Genomic DNA, 16,819 nt, shown 5'->3' with positions numbered 1-16,819 from the left:
TTTAGTTTGCGCGGATAAAGTCCACCAAAGCTTGGGCGACTTCAGCGCCTTTGTCTTCTTGGACAAAGTGGCCCGCACCACGAATTTGGGTGTGATTTTGTCCGGCAGCACCGGGTACAAATTTTTGCCAAATCTTTTCGCCGCCTTTGGTGACAGGGTCGCGGGTGCTGAACAAGGTGATAAAAGGTTTTTTCCAAGCCTTGTACATGTCCCATGCGCGCTCGTTGGCTTCTCTGGCGGGATTGCTGGGGTCAATGGGTACCAAGGTGGGAAACACTCTGGCACCTACTTTGTAGCGGCTGCTGGGGTAGGGTGCATCGTAGGCTGCCACTGCATCATCGCTCAGCCCCTGTGCGCAACCCGCGCGAACAATTTTGCCAATGGGAAACCATGGGCTGTACATAGCGAAAGCTCGCCAAATGTGAAAGGCCGTGGGAATTTTTTCTTTACCAGTGGGCAAGCCACCATTGCTGAGGGCAATGCGGTCAAATCGCTCGGGCATTTCAGCCACCATGCGCAAGCCAATCAGTGAGCCCCAATCTTGGCAGAATAAAGTGATGCCGCTCAGGTTTTGCGTTTCAAGCCAAGCACTCATCCACTGCACGTGGTTGTGATAGGTGTAGTCACTGCGGTGCACAGGTTTGTCGGTACGACCAAATCCCACCTGGTCAGGTACCACCACTCGGAAGCCTGCGCTAACCAAGACGGGAATCATCTTGCGATACAAAAACGACCAAGCGGGTTCGCCGTGCATCAACAAAACCACAGGGCCATCGCGTGGGCCTTCATCGATGTGCGCCACTCGCAAGCCGCCAATGAGTGTGTAGTGGGGTTGGTAGGGAAAGTCCGGCAGGTTTTGAAAGCGTTCTTCGGGTGTGCGAAGAAAGTCTTGAACGACGGGGAGTTGACGCATAAGTACCTTTAAAACCGGTTGCTGGTTTGAATCACTTTTTGGCCTGCAGGCAAGCTCAACATGTCGCCATCTTTGGCTACCTGAATTTTGCCCTTGAAGATTTCGGCAGTGCCCTTCAAGAACACGTCCACCAAGCCGGGCAAAGGCAGTGGCGGTGCGACGTGGTTCAGCAACAAGAAGTTCACATTGGCCTTGCTGGCAATGGTGGCGGCTTCCTGCGGTGTGGTGTGGTAGTTCACGATGTCTTTCATGAGTTGCTCTAACTTGTCACGCTTGGCTTCGTGTGCACCTTCTTGCAAGAAGGTCATCAATTCGGTCGACATGGCTTCATGGACCAACAAGTCAACGCCTTGTGCTTCGCGTTGCACATGTGCTGAAGGCGTGGTGTCACCACTGATGACCATGACGCGATCTTTGTAACGAATTTGATATCCCACTGCAGGATGAATCGGTGCATGGGACACACTGAAAGCGGTGATGCGGGTGTCTGCGTTTTCAAACACCACGGTGGCTTTGTCGTCTTGCAATCCAAACGACTTGGGGATCGCGCCAAAGCCTTTGTTGGGCAAAACGGCATCGCCGTGATGAGCCACGCGATAGCCTCGGTCTAGGCTATAGGCTTGCAAGAAACCATTCACCACTGTGTCAATGCCTTCGGGACCATAGACAGGTACAGGTTCAGAATTGGGCTTGGACACCCAACGCTGCAACAGCAATTCACCCAAGCCATCGATGTGGTCTGAATGAAAATGCGTGATGAAAATGCCATCAATCAAGCCCGCATTGAAGCCCATCTTGTTGATGTTGCGAGCGCTTGTGTTGCCACTGTCAAACACGAACATTTGTTTGCCTGCCATGACCAGTGTGCAAGGCCCGCCACGCTTGTCATCGGGCATCGGTGAGCCAGCGCCACAAACGGCCACATGCAAGCCATCGGGCAAGTCGCGCATGGGATCACTGCCTAAACGCTGGGCGGCCACGCGTTTGGCAATGGCCAAGCTGATGGGTGCACGTGCCAAGTACAAGCCCGCCACCAACAGTCCAAGCGCCATCAAAGTGATGGCGGTTTTTTTCATTCGCATGTTCAAACTCCCAAAATTCTGGCCAAACGAACGCCAAAGCCTTGAATCCAAGGCGCGACGTACCGCAGACGTGGCCTCTTGGCTTCCGATGCCTTCACAATGGCATTCACAATGCTGCGCGTGGTTTTGGCTTCAAGCCAATTGAAGGTGATGCGCTCTTGCTTTTTCATGGCTTCAGCTTGGTGCGCAAAATAAGACGAGGGCCCCATCCATGCGTACTTGCTGTCGGTCATGGCTTGGTTAAAGCCGGTGTGAATGGCGCCAGGCTCAATCACGGTAATGTGAATGTTCTTTTTCAGTTGGTCCATCTCGGCGCGCAGGCCAGCCGCTGCGGCAGACAACGCAAACTTGCTCATGCTGTAGGGCATCAAAAAGGGCATGGGCACTCGTCCCGCAATGGAACTGATGAACAAGACAGTGCCGCTTTCGCGTTCAATCATCTGACGCAAAGCCACTTGCGTGAGCTCTAAAGTGGCAAACAAATTAACTTCAAACAATTGACGCACGCGCTGCATGTCCACTTCTGCCAAAGAGCCCGATTCACCCATAGCGGCGTTGTTGATCAGCACATCGACGTGGTGTTGTGCAAGCAATGCCTGGTCCTCTTTCAAGGTGATGTCCAGTTTGAAAGCTTCTAAAAGAAGGCCTTGTTCGTTGGCAGCCTGCTTCAAGTTCAAAGCTTGCGCCTCAGTTTGCGTGGTGGCCAATACCCGGTGGCCTCTTTGAGCCAGAGCAAAAGCCGTGTCTTTGCCAATGCCTGTGCCTGCGCCGGTAATCAGAATGGTTTTAGTCATGAGGTGCGATGTGTATCCGTGTCAGTCGGTCCATGGAGGACCAGTAAACGTCGCGTTGCCAGCCTGCACTGGGAAACACCACGCCTTGCATCAAGCCACCTGTGTCGGTGCGCGATTTTTCTTGGCCAGTTTCGATGTCCAAAATGACCACTTGCTCTTTGAAGCGCTGGTAATCGTTGACACACAGTTCGCCTGTGTCGGCAAACAGCAGCATGTGACTGGCCGCGCCAAAATTTTGTAGATGCCAAAGGTCTTCTAATTCAAGCTGCGTGTCATGCTCGGAATTCCGACGGATGCGCCATGCGCGCAGATGGCGATTGGCCGAGTCAAAGGCCACCACAATTTGCCGCGTTTCATCGACCAAGGGCGGATTGGTGATGGCGCCACCTTGGATGCCGCTCACTTCCCAATGCTGGTGAACGCTTGAATCGGTGAGTGACACACGGTGCAGCCGGTTGGGCATGTCATTTTGGCCCGCACCCAGCATGCTCATCACGTAGTTGTGCGCGCCGTTGTCCATGAACCAGGCATCGTGTTCTGTCAGCACCAGGTCCCAGCCATAGCTTTGCTTGGCATCTTTCAAGTAGTGACAAGACCATGTGTCATCTTGGACCAAACACAATTGCGCTTCTTCCCAGTGGTAGCGCAACACAGAGGTGGTGCCCACTACGTAAACCGTATTGCCTTGTGCACTAAGGCGAGCAATCGAGGGCTCAGAACAATCCATGTCGGAAGACATGCGTTCGAGGGTGTCTGGATGCAGGACGCTTAAGCGCGCGGGTGTTTTGTCAGAGATGTTTTTGGTCACCACCAGGCCATTGGCCAACACCACAAAGCTGTTGTAGGGCTCATTGATAGGCAGTTGTTTTGAATGCAGTAACTCACATTGCCGGTTCAGCAGATGTGCATGCCGCCCATACACCACCAACACATGACCGTTGCTGAGAACGGCCATGCCGCCTGGCCACATCGGCCCACCTGGCAATCGTGGCGATTGGACTCTGGTGGCCAGAGTGATGGGATCGATCAAAGCGACTTGCGCGGAAGTGGCTAAACCGAAATGCGATGCAAGGACAGAATGCGTGAGCAAAAAAACTTCACCAGGCCCACCCAACACCGTCATGGTGGAGAGATGGGTGCGTCGTGAGGTACTTTGAAGGTTTTCGTGGGCTTGGAGGTTCAAGCCTCTGGCACCCTGCAATGCTTGCAATCTGCTTGGGCCTGCATCTTCGCAAGGCCAAGGGCTGTCAAAGTAGCCGCTTAACGCCTGCGTCGCCATAGCCACACCCCGCTGAGCAAAAGCAACACACCCAAACCTGCCAGGTGCCATTGGTAACGTGGCCAGTACACAAACACCAACGAGTTGATGATCACTTGTTGAATCGGGTCATAGCCCTCGGGCATCGGCAGTACGCCATTGGCCTTGGCCCATTTGGCGTAATCGTTTTGCAGGCTTTGGAACAGCTCTGGCATCTCGTCTTTTAAGTCCCGTGTCTCACCGGGGTCCGTTGCGATGTTGTAGAGATGCCATTGGCCATCTCCCACTGGTGCCAAATTGCTCAGCAATTTGTAGTCACCTTTAAAGACGGCGCGATTGCCAGACAGCTCATAACCCAACACTTCCTCTGGGCCGCGAACCCGTGTGGCTTTGCCTTGAAGGATGGGCAGCAAACTGTGACCCGTCAGCGGATAAATGGTTTGACCTTTGTAAGAAGTGCCGGGGTGCTGTACACCCGCCAAATCAAGCAAGGTGGGGACGATGTCGCTGACGTGTGTCAGGCTGTTTTGGACCGACTGTTTGTGGGCGGCAGGGATGCCAGAGATGATTAATGGAACCCGGATGCCACCTTCGCCTGCAAAAAACTTGTACGTATTCAAAGGTGCTGTGGCAGCGCGTGCCCAGTTGGGGCCAATGATGCTGTAAGCGCCTGGACTACCAAGCCGATCGATGTCGCGGTTGTAATGTTGGTCCAGCCACCAGCGGCCAACCGCCAAGGCGTAGGGATCGGATGCTTCTGCACCGTTGTCTGACATGAACACAAAGACGGTGTTGTCGTATTCTCCGGTTTGCTTCAAGTGCGCCATCAGGCGGCCAATGTGAAAGTCCATGGCCTCTGCCATGGCGGCATAAACTTCCATGCGGCGTGCTTGGTAAGCTTTGTCTTGCGGGCTGAGGGAGTCCCAAGCGACATGCGTAGCGGGCAAGGCAGCCATGGGTGTGTTGGGCGGCACCAAGCCCAACTCGATGGCCTTGTTGCGGCGCTCTTGACGCAACACATCCCAACCTGCGTTGTAGCGGCCTTTGTATTTGTCGATGAACTCTTGGGGCGCTTGAAGCGGAATGTGATTGGCTTGGAATGCCAAGTAAGCAAAAAACGGTTTGTCCGATTTGGCATCCGTCTTCAAGTAGTCCAAGGTTTTGCTGACGTAAAACTCTGACGAGTAAAAAGTCTTGGGCATTTGCGCTTCACGCCCGTTGTCGTACCAGTACACCTTGTCGGTCAAGTCCAAATACAACTTGCCAGTTTCCCAGTTGTCCGAGCCACTGTCGCCCATCACCAAGGAGCGATCAAAGCCACGGGCAGGCGGTAAGTTGTGCGGCTCCTTGCCGACATGCCATTTGCCTGCCGCGTAGGTGCGATAGCCTTGGTCTTGCAACAGGCTGGCCACGGTGACCACGCGTTGGTTTAAAACGCTCAAGTAACCGGCGCGTCCCACATGCGATTGGGGAATGGTTTCGCGCATGTTGCCCACGCCATTCAGGTGGTTGTCTACACCGGTCAACAACATTGAGCGCGTTGGCGAACACGATGCACTGACGTGAAAGTTAGAAAAGCGGGTGCCCGATTGCGCCAATTGGTTCAAATGCGGCGTGTTAATTTCACTGCCAAATGCACCGACATCGCTGTAGCCCCAATCGTCGGCCAATAAAACCACAATGTTGGGACGTTTCGCCCATGCAGGCGCACAGATGGCCAGGGTTGCGGCGGCGAAAATGCTCAGCCATGTGTGGCGGGTACTGCAAATCAATGACATGGTTCAAGCGGGTGTTGGAGGGTCAAACTCAGCGTGCATGGCTTTTTCGATCACCCAAAAGCGGTCTTGCCCCCACACAGCTGTTTCTTCGAATCGGAAGGACGGCACGCCCCACAGGCCCATGGCCAGCATGGCTTGTCTGTTTTGCTCGGCCACAGCACGCCAATGCGCGTCATTGGCTTTGCTTTTCAGGATGTCTTTGGCAGCTTCCCAATTCAGGCCTGCGCGCCCGACCATGATTTTCAAATGCGCGTCTGTGCCGGCATCCAAACCTTCAGACCAAACGCCTTGCATGAAGGATTGAATGTAGCTTTCAGCCAATTGGTGCATTTGGGCAAAAGGGATCAGAGCCAAACCGCGTTCGGTGGGCTTGCCAACAGGATCGTTCAAGCGGCCAAAGGGCACGTTCTGAAGGTGTGCTTCTCGCGCTGTATCTAAGCTGATGTATTTTCTTTTTTCGGCGGGGACGGGCAGACCGCGCATCACCATGGGCAACACGTATTTCAAATTCACTTGCACGCCATTGGCTTTGGCCCAGTCAAACACTTTGGCCACACTGATGGCTGAGTAAGGGCTTCGCAAAGAGAAGTAGAAGTCGATGCTGGTGCCTTCAGGCACATTGCGCAAGGGCTGGTATTGCTGAGTGACAAAGAGGGGTGCGCTGCGCTGTTGGGGGTGCGATTTTTTTTGCGTCGACAAACCCAAATCGGTTAGACGCGATTCAAGGTGGTGCAAGCGGTCAATGCCCCAATACCATTCGCCTTCGTAATAAATCATGCCACTGAGGTAGTGGCCCCAAGTTTTGCGCAAGCGATGAGACGCTAACAGTGACTCGGCGGTGGGTTTGGGCGTGTGAACAGGTTCGACGGCCTCAGGAAAACGCAAGCCGTAGTGAGATGCCAAGCGTGATGCGTCAAGTTGACTGTATGCCTTCAGCATTTCACGTTCAGGCACCGCGGAGTCATCCGGCTCGCCCACCACATGCTGCAAGATGGAGACGGCATAGCGCGACTTCAGCAGCGGTATGGCCTGCGCCAACAATTGTGAATAGGGATCGTCGACCTGATGGAAAAAGTGCAGCACATGGGGCCGACTTTGCGATTGTCTTTTTTGTTCTGCTTGACGGCGCAGGGCCAACAATCTTTCGCGAGATAAAAAACGTTGGCTGATGACGGGCATCAGCCAACTTTTTAAACTGCGAAAGGACATGGCGTCAATTCACTGAAGGGCTTACCAAGCCTTCACAAAACGCAATTGCAATGACTTGGCCACGATGGCGTTGCGGCCACCAAAGTTGTCGCTGTATTGCAAGTTGAAGCCGGCGTCTTTACCGGGCAACTTGAAGGAGACAAAAGGTCCGACACCATTGGTTTTGTAGCGATTGCCGCCCAGCGTGGCGCCGCTGCCTGTGTCGTCAGAAATTTGTTGAATAGAGAACACATTCACGCCATAGGCCCAATCGCCACGAACTTTGACAATACCGCCTTCGCTGTAAATGAAGTTGCCGCTTTTGTAATCGGTGTCTTTGTTGCGCGTGTTCATGCCATAAGAAACGCGACCTGCAATGGTGACGCCAGAGTCCCATGTTTCATCCGAGTGCTTGGGGTTCAAGTTGTACGTCACGGCCACACCGGGACGCAAGGTGTAGAAGTTACCAAAGCCTGGGTTGGGGCCACGATTTTTATCGTAAGAGCCTGTGGGGACAAACAAGGAAACGCCTGCGGCCACTTTGAGTCGATCGACGTGACGAACCCAAACCGTCGACAACTCGGTATCGCCAACGCCAGAGGTCTCAAGATTTTGATTGGCGCCAGCTGCCAAAACTTTGGCCTGAACCAGGGCATTGGCTTGCGCGGCACCCGCATTGAGTTGGCCTACGATGGCAGCGCTCAAAGGAGGTGTTGTGGCTGCGGGAGTCAATGTGCCTGCAGGTTGCGTCACCACAAAGGTGCGCTTTTGCTGGATGAAGGGCACGTTGATGGCAAAGGCCACGTGACCATCGCCATATTTACCTTCGGTGAGGTAACCACCCACCAAATTCAATTGTGTTTGATCTTGATTGAAGGCCAAGCTGCCTGTTGGGAACGCCACTTTGTAAGGCAGTGCTGGATTCAATTGAATCGGTGCAATAGAAGAGGGCGCAACATTGTTGCCATTGGCATCGGCAATTTTGTAAATCTGCAATTGCGTCAGGCTGGCGGTGCCAAAAAAACCGGGGTTGTCGGCCGACGCCGCAATCTCACCACCAAATGCACCCACAGGGGCTTGACGCAGTTTGTAACTTTCAGCAGCTTGCGCATTCAAGCCGCAGGCTAGGAGACAGACCCATGGCAATGAGGCAAGAATGTACTGGCGAGGTGTTGCTTTGTGCATGGAACGAATCATGGGTGTCTCCAAAGAATGTGGGTGTAAGTCAGTACACTTGTGTATTGACATTTCACTCTAGCACAGCAAAGATCAAACATGTTTAGGGTTTTCGCTAGCGGCTCCCAATAAAGAGGTCCGATCGGCGAGTGTTGCAAAATATCTCATGACTTCTATGGCCAGCCAACCACCAATGAATCGAAAACCCACAGCCCAAGAAGCATCGCGCCTGACCCGGGATGATTGGCTGGACGAGGCTTTCAAAGCGGTGGTGGATGGCGGCTTTGACAACGTCAAAGTCCTTTCCTTGGCCGAAAAACTCAAAGTGACACGTGGCAGTTTTTATTGGCACTTCACCGACCACGCCGATCTGATCAACAGTTTGCTGATGCGCTGGAAAGTGGCGCAATTGGAGTTGGACGCCAAATTGAAATTGCAGCAAAGCGGTGACGCGCTGAAGGATTTGGACTTGGTCGTGGATGCTGCTTTTCTTCAGGCGGGTTCCGAATTGGAAAACTTGCGTTTTGAACAAGCCATGCGCGCACTCAGCCATCACAACCCAGTGGCAGCGCAATTGTTGGTTGAGGTTGATGCCAATCGCATGGACTTGTTTCAGTCCAAATTTTTGGTGTTGGTGAAAGATGCCACCAAAGCGCGTGATTTGGCAGCGCTGCTTTATTTGTCCATTGCAGGAGGCTTTCAAGCATTAAGCCGTCCGGCCAATCCTCCCAACATCCGCGCCTATTTTCGAACACTCATTTCACATTACTTGGTGGCCAAACAAGTGAACTGAGGTTCGGCGCGCTTTGCATCAGTGCAGACGCTCAACGGCGGGCATTTTCCAGCCACCATTCAGTGCATCGTCTTTCGGCAAATAAAGGCGGGCATTGAGCAAGAAAGGCGCTTGATCTTTCACGGGCAGCCAATTGCTGCGCTTTGCAGGGGTGTCAGGCGCTTGCGCCTGTATCCAAATGTCCAGTGAGCCATCGGCATTGAAGCTAAGTGCATCTCTGTCGCCCAAGGCATAGCGCTTGAGGGGGTTATCGATCAAAAACTCATCCGCACCGTAAGCGGTGATGGACCAGAAAGCTTTGACGGGTGGCAATTGATTGGCCTTGAAATGCAGGCGGTAACGTTGATCGCCCATCAGCTGTTTGCCTTCATGGTCCAAGCTGGTATTGGGGTACAGCGCATCTTGCGGCAGGTTGGCGCCTAAACCCACCATGGCCACTGCAGCACGTGTGTTGTAGTCGGTACCATAGGCACCCAGATTCAAGGGCGGGGAGGACCACGTGCCATCGGTGGCTTTGGTGCTCAAGACCTTGTGTACTTTGTAGTCGGCCAGCCAGCGGCCCAGCGCAAAACATGCTTTGTTCAAGGCATTCAAACGGACCGCTTGGCCTGGGACCAATTGCACAGCGGCCAAACGTTGCAGCATGGGCGCATCGTCTGCGGAGGCAGGGTTGGCCACCATCAAGCCCATCAAATGCTCGTAAAAATCTGCCGTGGCCATGTTGCGCATCTGCACAACAGGTGGCACAGCGGGCATCGTGCTGCGCTGCCATGCATCTGGCGTGCTTGCGTTGGGCTTGTTGTCAGGCCCTAATTTTTTCAATCGCAATCGGTCTTGCAAACGGTGAACTCTTGCATAGTCGGCCACGCCATTTGTTTGCGTGCGGCCAATCAGCCAGACCATGTCGGTTGGGGATTGGAGCCTTTGCATGCCCACAGGAACGTCACCTTGCCATCCGGGGCCGGTCAACAAATAAGTGGCTGCAGCCGTTCCACTGGTGCGCGTGCCTGGTGATGCAAACACGTTGGTCCAAGCGTCCATGAACGGCATCAATTCGTAACGTTCTGTGTTGGCGGGCATTTCAAACACCCAGGGTCCGTCTTTCATGCTGATGAAAGCAGTGGTGTACAGCGTGTCAACGTTGGGGCGAACCACATCCTTGAAGTTGGCATCGGGAAACTGTCTCACCAAGCGCAACTGGTTTTCGGGTCCGATGAACTGGCCACTGTGCACGCGTGTGGTTTCCATCATCACCAAGGGGTACCCGTACAAATATGCCTCGGCACCCAACATGATTTTGTCTTTGAGCAGGGCTAGCAAGGCTGCGATCACGATCACCGTGCCAAGCATGAAGACCCCAACGCGTTGGCCAGTTGATTTGACAGAGTACATGGATGTGGGCTTTTCTTCAGGGTTGCAAGATGGTCCTAAAACCCAAATGGCTCACGGCCAAATCTTCTTCTTGCGGCTGCCGGGAACCTGCGCGGTAGCGCATGCAATAGTTGGGGGCGCACAAGAAGGAGCCCCCTTTGATGACGCGGGCTTGCGGCGTGCCTGCTTTGAACACCGGTGGTTGTTGTGCGGCATCGGGGTCCAAGCCTTGACCCTTCGCTGGGGTCGATCGCTCAGCCACAAACACATCGGCCGTCAGTTCCCACACGTTGCCAATCATGTCAAACAGGCCCCAAGCATTGGCACCATAACAGCCTACAGGGGCAAGGCCAGCAAAGCCATCTTCTGCAGAATTGGCCATGGGAAAAATACCTTGCCACGTGTTGGCACTGGCCGGTTGGTCGTGCTGACTTGGCAATTCATTGGCGCCTGCACGCGCGGCCCATTCCCACTGCGCCTCAGTCGGCAGGGTGCGGCCTTTCCATTTGGCATACGCCAATGCGTCTTCGTAAGTGATGTGAACGACTGGAAAATGCCCATGCTTTTCGATGCTTGTGGCAGGCCCTGCGGGGTGTTGCCAGTTGGCCCCAGGCACGTATTGCCACCATTGACTTGGATCGTCACCCCGCGTCAGTTGGCTCGGCATTTTGAAAACCACCGCGCCTGCTTGGCGCATGACTTCGGGCAAGCTGGCGTGCAGCTTGGGGTCCACCGGGCGCTCGGCCACGGTGACATAGCCCGTGGCTTTGACAAAGTCTGCAAACTCTTGGTTGGTGACTTCGGTGCGGTCCATCCAAAAGCCTTTGACTTGCACATTGCGCACGGGCTTTTCTTCGGCATACACGCTGTCGCCCATGTCGAACTTCCCTGGTGGAACCCACACCATGCCAGGGTGAGGTGCCTTGGCATCGGGTGCAGGTAAATCACATTGCAATTTGCCGGTAGCAACAATTTCTTTTGTGTCGGCAGGTTTAAATTGCCAAGCCACAACTGCGATCAATGCGACGCAAAAGCCACCCAACCACAAATACAAGCGCGACTTCTGCATTCAGTTCAATCCAATCCCAATTCAGTGAGGGCACTATAAAGCCCGATGCTTTGACTGTAAACCTGACAGCGCGGTCATCGTGAGGTTTTGTCGAAAGTGATTCATCAATTTTTTGAAGCAAAATGAGCCCATGAATTTCTTCGAGACCAGTCGGCAAGTCACAGTGCTCGGTGCGGGCATGGTGGGCGTGTCGTGCGCGTTGGCTTTGCAGGCCAAGGGTTGGCATGTCACCTTGGTCGATCAGCGCAACCCTGGCGAAGCAACTTCGGCTGGCAATGCGGGTGTGTTGTCGCGCAGTTCGCTGTTGCCCTTTAATCGTCCTGGACTTTGGCAAAGCTTGCCGCGCATGCTGCTCAGGCCGGGCCCCAGCTTGCAAGTGCGCCCCAGTGCTTTGGCGCACTTTGATTTCATGTGGCGATTTTTGTGGCATGCCAGACGCCAATCGTTTGACATCACCACCGTGGCATTGGATGGCTTGATTCAGTTGTCTGCCCAGACCCACAAAGCGTGGTTAGCGCAGTCCGCTGTGCAGCATCGATTGCGCGAGAACGGATGGCTCTGGTTGTTCCAAAACGATGCAGCATGGCGTGGCAGTGCCTTTTCGCGAGAAGTTTTGCAAGAATTTTCGGTGGCTGCACAAGCGCTGCATGGCCAAGACATTCAATCTTTAGAGCCCCACCTTTCAAGCCAATTCCAACATGCACTGTGGATTCAAGATGCATCTTCAGTCGACAACCCGGGAGAGGTGGTCAAGGCCTATGCCAATCAGTTTGTGAAACAGGGCGGTGTATTCCATCAATCCGAGGTGCGCGCATTGCAGAAACAGCCACAAGGTTGGCAATACTTAGATGCCAGTGGTTCTTCCCACTGGGCACCCAACGTGGTGTTGGCCATGGGGCCATGGTCCGAGAGTTTGCTCAAGGCCAGTCAGTTTCCATCCGACTTCAAAGCCCACATGGCCTTTGAGAGGGGGTATCACCGTCATTTCAAACCCGTGGCAGGCGTGACTTTGCAACGGCCGGTGTACGACACGGCAGGGGCTTATGTGCTGTCGCCCATGGTCAATGCCGAAGGGGCGCCAGTCCTCAGAATGACCACTGGTGTGGAGTTGGCGGGGCGCGATGCAGCCCTCAACCCTCAGCAATTGGAAGCTGCAGAAAACGCAGCGCGACGCGCCATTCCACTCAAAGAAGCGGTAGAGGGTTCCGATTGGCTGGGCTCACGTCCCACCACGCCCGACAGTCGACCCGTGATTGGCGAGATGCCGCAGTGCCCGGGCTTGTGGCTTGCATTTGGTCACCAGCACATCGGCTTTAGCACGGGGCCGGGCACCGGTGTGTTGTTGGCTGAGTTGATGGCTGGCGAAAGTACCAGCATCAACCCTGAAGCTTTCAGTCCAGCGCGTTTTAGTTGAGCAAAGCCTGCGCAAATTCATGCGCATCAAAGGTTTGCAAATCGTCGAGTTGTTCGCCCACACCAATGAAATAAACCGGAATGGGTTTTTCGCGGGCAATGGCGCACAGCACGCCGCCTTTGGCGGTGCCATCCAGTTTGGTGACGATCAAGCCCGTCAGACCCAAGGCTTCATCAAAAGCTTTGACTTGCGTGAGCGCGTTTTGCCCCGTGTTGCCATCGATCACCAGCAGCACTTCGTGGGGTGCTTGCGCATCGGCCTTTTGCACCACACGTTTGATTTTTTTCAACTCTTCCATGAGGTGGAGTTGTGTCGGTAAGCGACCTGCTGTGTCGACCAACACCACATCTCGGCCACGTGCTTTGCCTGCAGACACGGCGTCAAAGCTGACGGCCGCAGGATCGCCACCTTCTTGGCTGATGATCTCCACCGTATTGCGTTGCGCCCACACCGCCAATTGCTCGCGCGCAGCAGCGCGGAAGGTATCAGCGGCAGCCAATAACACGCTGGCGCCTTGGTCTGCCAAGTGGTGCGTCAGTTTGCCAATGGAAGTGGTTTTGCCAGCACCATTCACACCTGCCACCATCAGCACCATGGGTTTTTGGTCGCCAATTTGCAATTGTTTTTGCAGCGGCATCAGCATGTCGGTGATGGCGTCAATCAAAAGTCCTTTGACGGCGGAAGGGTCGGTGGCTTTAGCGGCTTTGACGCGCGCTTTCAAATCATTCAACAAAAACTCTGTGGCCTTCACCCCTGTATCGGCCATGAGCAAGGCGGTTTCTAATTCTTCGTACAGCGCATCGTCAATTTGGGTGCCTGTGAAAACGGCGGCAATGCTGCCCCCTGTTTTGCGCAGACCTGCTTTGAGTTTGCTCAGCCAAGATTGACGAGCTTGCGGGGCTACTTCAGCGGCCACCACAGGCTCAGAAGGTGCTTGCAGCGCCTGCGTTTGGGGCGCAGATGGGGGCGCTTCGGCAGCGTCTGGTTTGGGTTTGGAGCGAAAGAAACTGAACATAAATGGGCGTTGTCTAAGTGCCCATTCTAAGTAAAACGCCAGACTCTCTCAAAAAAGCATGACTGACGGGGCTTCTGTGTGTTTTTTTGCGCGATGCGTGAACTGACCTGCATCAAGCGTTTAAGCTTGCCACCTATGAGAACCAAACCCCTCAACAAGACTCCCACCGTGGCCAAGGCTGTCACAGGATCGCCCTCGCACGAGTTGCGAATCATTGGCGGCCAATGGAAACGCAGCAAAATCAAAGTCATCGACAAACCAGGTCTGCGGCCCACGCCAGACCGTGTGCGTGAAACCTTGTTCAATTGGTTGGGCCAAGACCTCACGGACTGGCGCTGTGTAGACGCCTTTGCGGGTACGGGTGCACTGGGTTTTGAAGCAGCTTCACGCGGTGCCAAGTCTGTGCTGATGTTGGAACAAGACGCCCAATTGGTGGGCTTGTTGGGTGAAACTCAAAAACGTTTGTCGGCCACAGCAGTGCAAGTTCAAAAAGGCGATGCCATGATGGCCCTTCAGCGCCTTGCGCCCGGCAGCCTCGATGTGATCTTTCTAGACCCCCCCTTTGACGGCGCTCATTTTGAAAAAGCCTTGCAGGCCTCTGCCCAAGCGGTGGTGCCCGGCGGGTGGGTTTATTTGGAAGCGCCTGTGGCATGGCAGGCTGAGGCGCTTGCCAACTGCGGTTTGCAGCCCGTCAAATACATGAAGGCGGGTGCTGTGCATGCCCATTTGCTACAACGGCCCATCGAGGGATAATGCCCTCATTGATCAGGAGTTCACATGAGTCGCTCAGTCACTGCCGTTTATTCTGGAACCTTCGACCCCATTACTTTGGGTCACGAAGATGTGGTGTACCGCGCTGCGCAAATGTTTGACAAGGTGGTGGTGGCGGTGGCTGCTGCGCATCACAAAAAAACCTTGTTCAGCTTGGACGAGCGACTGGCCTTAGCCAAAGACGTGACCCAAGATCTAGGCAATGTTGAAGTGGTGTCGTTCACAGGCTTGCTGTGCGACTTTGTGCACAGCCAAGGTGCTCGCGTCATTGTGCGCGGATTGCGTTCGGTCACCGATTACGACTACGAAACACAAATGGCCGGCATGAACCGCCACTTGGCGCCCGAAGTAGACACCATCTTCTTGCACACCAGCGCTTCAGTTCAGCACATCAGCAGCACCTTGGTGCGTGAAATTTCGACGCTCGGTGGCAAAGTGGACGGCTTGGTTTCGCCAGCGGTGCTGAAGGCACTGCAAGCTAAACGTTAAAGCTCCGCAGCTTCCACCATGAAGCGAACGCGTTTTTGGCCTTGCCATTCGTCCACGTCTAAGCGGTAAGCCAACTTCACACGCGCAGGCAGTGGCTCAATGCGGCCAAACCAAATGCCATCCACAGGCTGACCTTGGTGTTTGAGTTTCAAGGCCAAATGTTTTTCGCCTACCAAGCGTTGTGACACCACTTCCACCTCGTCACTGAACACCGGTGGTGCAAAGCCTTGGCCCCACACTTCCTTGTGCATCACATCGACAAACTCGGCGCGGCGATATTGCGCATCCAAGGGGCCATCGGTTTCCAGTTTGCGTTGCAATGTGGCGGGCGACAAAAGTTGTGCAGCCACCTCCATGAAGCAAGCTTCAAACAATTCCAAATGTTCTTCTTCGATGGTGCAACCCGCCGCCATGGCGTGACCGCCAAAGCGCAACAACAGGTGAGGGTGTTTCTTGACCATCAGGTCAAGGGCATCGCGCAAATGAAAACCTGGAATGGAGCGACCTGAGCCTTTCAGCTCGTGCTCTTTGCCTGGTGCATTGCTGGCCGCAAACACAAAACAAGGCCGGTGAAATTTGTCCTTGATGCGCGAGGCCACAATGCCCACCACGCCTTCATGAAAATCGGGGTCGAACACGCAAATGGCGGGTGGCGGTTCTTCACTGTCGTCCATCAAAGACTCGGCAATTTCCATGGCCTGCTGGCGCATGTCGCCTTCAATATCGCGGCGCTCACGGTTGATGCTGTCGAGCTGACGAGCCAACTCATCAGCGCGTGCTGCATCGTCGGTGCTCAGGCATTCAATGCCCAAAGTCATATCAGACAGACGACCCGCTGCATTGATGCGTGGGCCCAGTGCAAAACCAAAGTCAAAGGTGGTGGCCACGCGTGCATCACGACCTGCAGCCTTGAACAAGGCCAACATGCCAGTGGGCATGGCGCCCGCGCGAATGCGCTTCAAGCCTTGCGCCACCAAGCGGCGGTTGTTGTTGTCCAGTTTGACCACATCGGCCACGGTGCCCAAGGCCACCAAGGGCAAGAGTGCATCCAGTTTGGGCTGTGTCTCGGCTGTGAACAGGCCGCGCTTGCGCAGTTCTGCGCGCAACGCCAGCAGCACATAAAACATCACGCCCACACCGGCCAAAGCTTTACTTTCAAAACTGCAGCCTGGTTGATTGGGGTTGACGATGACATCGGCGCTTGGCAATGTGGCGGCAGGCAGATGGTGGTCGGTGACCAACACTTGCAATCCCAAAGCTTGCGCTTGTGCCACGCCTTCCATGCTGGCGATGCCGTTGTCCACGGTGATCAACACATCGGCGCCTGCTTGTTGAACGCGCTGTGCAATGGGGGCCGTGAGGCCATAGCCATCGACCACACGGTCGGGCACGATGTAGCTCACGTGTTGCGCACCCAGCATGCGCAAGCCGCGCAGGCCAACAGCACAAGCCGTGGCGCCATCGCAGTCGTAATCGGCCACGATGCACAGACGTTTTTGAGCGGCGATGGCATCGGCCAACAAGTTGGCTGCAGCTTCTGTGCCTTTTAAGGTCTGGGGGGGCAAGAGTTTGGCCAAACCATCGTCAAGTTCATCTGGACTTTGAATGCCCCTAGCGGCAAACAAGCGGGACAGCAAGGGGTGAACACCGGCTTGTTCCAGCGTCCACGCTGTACGCGGCGGTACATCGCGCGTCAAAATTTGCAAAC

15 protein-coding genes are annotated in these 16,819 nt (G+C 54.6%); 4 read left to right on the top strand and 11 right to left on the bottom strand.

Translation table 11 applies throughout. The features are described from left to right. Position 1: 1 nt before the first annotated feature. Genes L103DPR2_RS12570 through L103DPR2_RS12540 form a run of 7 tightly spaced genes read right to left on the bottom strand, consistent with a single transcriptional unit; the run spans position 2 to position 8,210 of the window. Positions 2 to 913, bottom strand: coding sequence for a haloalkane dehalogenase (locus L103DPR2_RS12570; RefSeq protein ID WP_055361387.1), 912 nt, complete (start codon positions 911 to 913; stop codon positions 2 to 4). A gap of 8 nt (positions 914 to 921) precedes the next feature. Beyond that, positions 922 to 1,995 carry an MBL fold metallo-hydrolase gene (locus tag L103DPR2_RS12565; RefSeq protein ID WP_082466819.1) on the bottom strand — a complete coding sequence of 358 codons (1,074 nt, stop codon included), beginning with the start codon at positions 1,993 to 1,995 and terminating at the stop codon, positions 922 to 924. A 2-nt stretch (positions 1,996 to 1,997) separates the two neighbouring features. Continuing rightward, positions 1,998 to 2,789: an SDR family oxidoreductase gene (locus L103DPR2_RS12560; RefSeq protein WP_055361386.1), complete on the bottom strand. Its 792-nt coding sequence runs from the start codon at positions 2,787 to 2,789 to the stop codon at positions 1,998 to 2,000. Further along, the gene (locus tag L103DPR2_RS12555; RefSeq protein WP_055361385.1) at positions 2,782 to 4,068 is read right to left on the bottom strand and encodes a hypothetical protein; all 1,287 of its coding nucleotides are present in this window, start codon (positions 4,066 to 4,068) and stop codon (positions 2,782 to 2,784) included. Before L103DPR2_RS12555 ends, L103DPR2_RS12560 begins: the two co-directional genes overlap by 8 nt. Continuing rightward, positions 4,050 to 5,825 (bottom strand): arylsulfatase, encoded by a 1,776-nt coding sequence (locus tag L103DPR2_RS12550; protein WP_082466818.1) that lies wholly within the window; start codon positions 5,823 to 5,825, stop codon positions 4,050 to 4,052. Before L103DPR2_RS12550 ends, L103DPR2_RS12555 begins: the two co-directional genes overlap by 19 nt. 3 nt (positions 5,826 to 5,828) lie before the next feature. Beyond that, positions 5,829 to 7,034, bottom strand: coding sequence for a DsbA family protein (locus L103DPR2_RS12545; RefSeq protein WP_055361384.1), 1,206 nt, complete (start codon positions 7,032 to 7,034; stop codon positions 5,829 to 5,831). Positions 7,035 to 7,055: 21 nt separating this feature from the next. Beyond that, positions 7,056 to 8,210 carry a SphA family protein gene (locus L103DPR2_RS12540; RefSeq protein ID WP_055361383.1) on the bottom strand — a complete coding sequence of 385 codons (1,155 nt, stop codon included), beginning with the start codon at positions 8,208 to 8,210 and terminating at the stop codon, positions 7,056 to 7,058. A 172-nt stretch (positions 8,211 to 8,382) separates the two neighbouring features. Here L103DPR2_RS12540 and L103DPR2_RS12535 point away from each other — a divergent pair, with 172 nt between their 5' ends. Continuing rightward, positions 8,383 to 8,982, top strand: a complete 600-nt coding sequence (locus L103DPR2_RS12535) for a TetR/AcrR family transcriptional regulator (protein ID WP_055361382.1) — start codon at positions 8,383 to 8,385, stop codon at positions 8,980 to 8,982. 18 nt (positions 8,983 to 9,000) lie between these two features. Here L103DPR2_RS12535 and L103DPR2_RS12530 read toward each other — a convergent pair whose 3' ends face one another. Both L103DPR2_RS12530 and L103DPR2_RS12525 read right to left on the bottom strand, forming a co-directional pair. Next, positions 9,001 to 10,374 carry a DUF1254 domain-containing protein gene (locus L103DPR2_RS12530; protein ID WP_055361381.1) on the bottom strand — a complete coding sequence of 458 codons (1,374 nt, stop codon included), beginning with the start codon at positions 10,372 to 10,374 and terminating at the stop codon, positions 9,001 to 9,003. A 16-nt stretch (positions 10,375 to 10,390) separates the two neighbouring features. Next, positions 10,391 to 11,422: a formylglycine-generating enzyme family protein gene (locus L103DPR2_RS12525; RefSeq protein WP_055361380.1), complete on the bottom strand. Its 1,032-nt coding sequence runs from the start codon at positions 11,420 to 11,422 to the stop codon at positions 10,391 to 10,393. Between the two features lie 130 nt (positions 11,423 to 11,552). Here L103DPR2_RS12525 and L103DPR2_RS12520 point away from each other — a divergent pair, with 130 nt between their 5' ends. Next, complete coding sequence (locus tag L103DPR2_RS12520; RefSeq protein ID WP_055361379.1) at positions 11,553 to 12,836, top strand: NAD(P)/FAD-dependent oxidoreductase; 1,284 nt, start codon at positions 11,553 to 11,555, stop codon at positions 12,834 to 12,836. Here L103DPR2_RS12520 and ftsY read toward each other — a convergent pair. After that, positions 12,829 to 13,851 carry a signal recognition particle-docking protein FtsY gene (gene ftsY, locus L103DPR2_RS12515; protein WP_055361378.1) on the bottom strand — a complete coding sequence of 341 codons (1,023 nt, stop codon included), beginning with the start codon at positions 13,849 to 13,851 and terminating at the stop codon, positions 12,829 to 12,831. The two genes, L103DPR2_RS12520 and ftsY, sit on opposite strands and share 8 nt — an antisense overlap. 135 nt (positions 13,852 to 13,986) lie before the next feature. On the opposite strand from ftsY, the gene rsmD reads away from it, so the two are divergent. After that, the gene (rsmD, locus tag L103DPR2_RS12510) at positions 13,987 to 14,604 is read left to right on the top strand and encodes a 16S rRNA (guanine(966)-N(2))-methyltransferase RsmD (protein WP_055362037.1); all 618 of its coding nucleotides are present in this window, start codon (positions 13,987 to 13,989) and stop codon (positions 14,602 to 14,604) included. A 24-nt stretch (positions 14,605 to 14,628) separates the two neighbouring features. Next, a complete protein-coding gene (coaD, locus tag L103DPR2_RS12505) occupies positions 14,629 to 15,111 on the top strand; it encodes a pantetheine-phosphate adenylyltransferase (RefSeq protein WP_055361377.1) in 483 nt (160 codons plus the stop codon). Here coaD and recJ read toward each other — a convergent pair. Then, positions 15,108 to 16,817 carry a single-stranded-DNA-specific exonuclease RecJ gene (recJ, locus tag L103DPR2_RS12500; protein WP_055362036.1) on the bottom strand — a complete coding sequence of 570 codons (1,710 nt, stop codon included), beginning with the start codon at positions 16,815 to 16,817 and terminating at the stop codon, positions 15,108 to 15,110. The genes coaD and recJ overlap by 4 nt on opposite strands. Between the last annotated feature and the right edge of the window lie 2 nt (positions 16,818 to 16,819).

The organism is Limnohabitans sp. 103DPR2, assembly GCF_001412575.1.
In the GTDB taxonomy this organism is placed as follows: Bacteria; Pseudomonadota; Gammaproteobacteria; order Burkholderiales; family Burkholderiaceae_C; genus Limnohabitans_A.
Note: the sequence above shows the minus strand (reverse complement) of the source record. Positions and strands in the feature narration are given on the sequence as shown.

Excerpts from the sequence above, each read along its gene's own strand:
- L103DPR2_RS12570 (WP_055361387.1), bottom strand. The coding sequence starts at position 913 with ATGCGTCAACTCCCCGTCGTTCAAGACTTTCTTCGCACACCCGAAGAA.
- L103DPR2_RS12565 (WP_082466819.1), bottom strand. The coding sequence starts at position 1,995 with ATGCGAATGAAAAAAACCGCCATCACTTTGATGGCGCTTGGACTGTTG.
- L103DPR2_RS12560 (WP_055361386.1), bottom strand. The coding sequence starts at position 2,789 with ATGACTAAAACCATTCTGATTACCGGCGCAGGCACAGGCATTGGCAAA.
- L103DPR2_RS12555 (WP_055361385.1), bottom strand. The coding sequence starts at position 4,068 with ATGGCGACGCAGGCGTTAAGCGGCTACTTTGACAGCCCTTGGCCTTGC.
- L103DPR2_RS12550 (WP_082466818.1), bottom strand. The coding sequence starts at position 5,825 with ATGTCATTGATTTGCAGTACCCGCCACACATGGCTGAGCATTTTCGCC.
- L103DPR2_RS12545 (WP_055361384.1), bottom strand. The coding sequence starts at position 7,034 with ATGTCCTTTCGCAGTTTAAAAAGTTGGCTGATGCCCGTCATCAGCCAA.
- L103DPR2_RS12540 (WP_055361383.1), bottom strand. The coding sequence starts at position 8,210 with ATGATTCGTTCCATGCACAAAGCAACACCTCGCCAGTACATTCTTGCC.
- L103DPR2_RS12535 (WP_055361382.1), top strand. The coding sequence starts at position 8,383 with ATGAATCGAAAACCCACAGCCCAAGAAGCATCGCGCCTGACCCGGGAT.
- L103DPR2_RS12530 (WP_055361381.1), bottom strand. The coding sequence starts at position 10,374 with ATGTACTCTGTCAAATCAACTGGCCAACGCGTTGGGGTCTTCATGCTT.
- L103DPR2_RS12525 (WP_055361380.1), bottom strand. The coding sequence starts at position 11,422 with ATGCAGAAGTCGCGCTTGTATTTGTGGTTGGGTGGCTTTTGCGTCGCA.
- L103DPR2_RS12520 (WP_055361379.1), top strand. The coding sequence starts at position 11,553 with ATGAATTTCTTCGAGACCAGTCGGCAAGTCACAGTGCTCGGTGCGGGC.
- ftsY (WP_055361378.1), bottom strand. The coding sequence starts at position 13,851 with ATGTTCAGTTTCTTTCGCTCCAAACCCAAACCAGACGCTGCCGAAGCG.
- rsmD (WP_055362037.1), top strand. The coding sequence starts at position 13,987 with ATGAGAACCAAACCCCTCAACAAGACTCCCACCGTGGCCAAGGCTGTC.
- coaD (WP_055361377.1), top strand. The coding sequence starts at position 14,629 with ATGAGTCGCTCAGTCACTGCCGTTTATTCTGGAACCTTCGACCCCATT.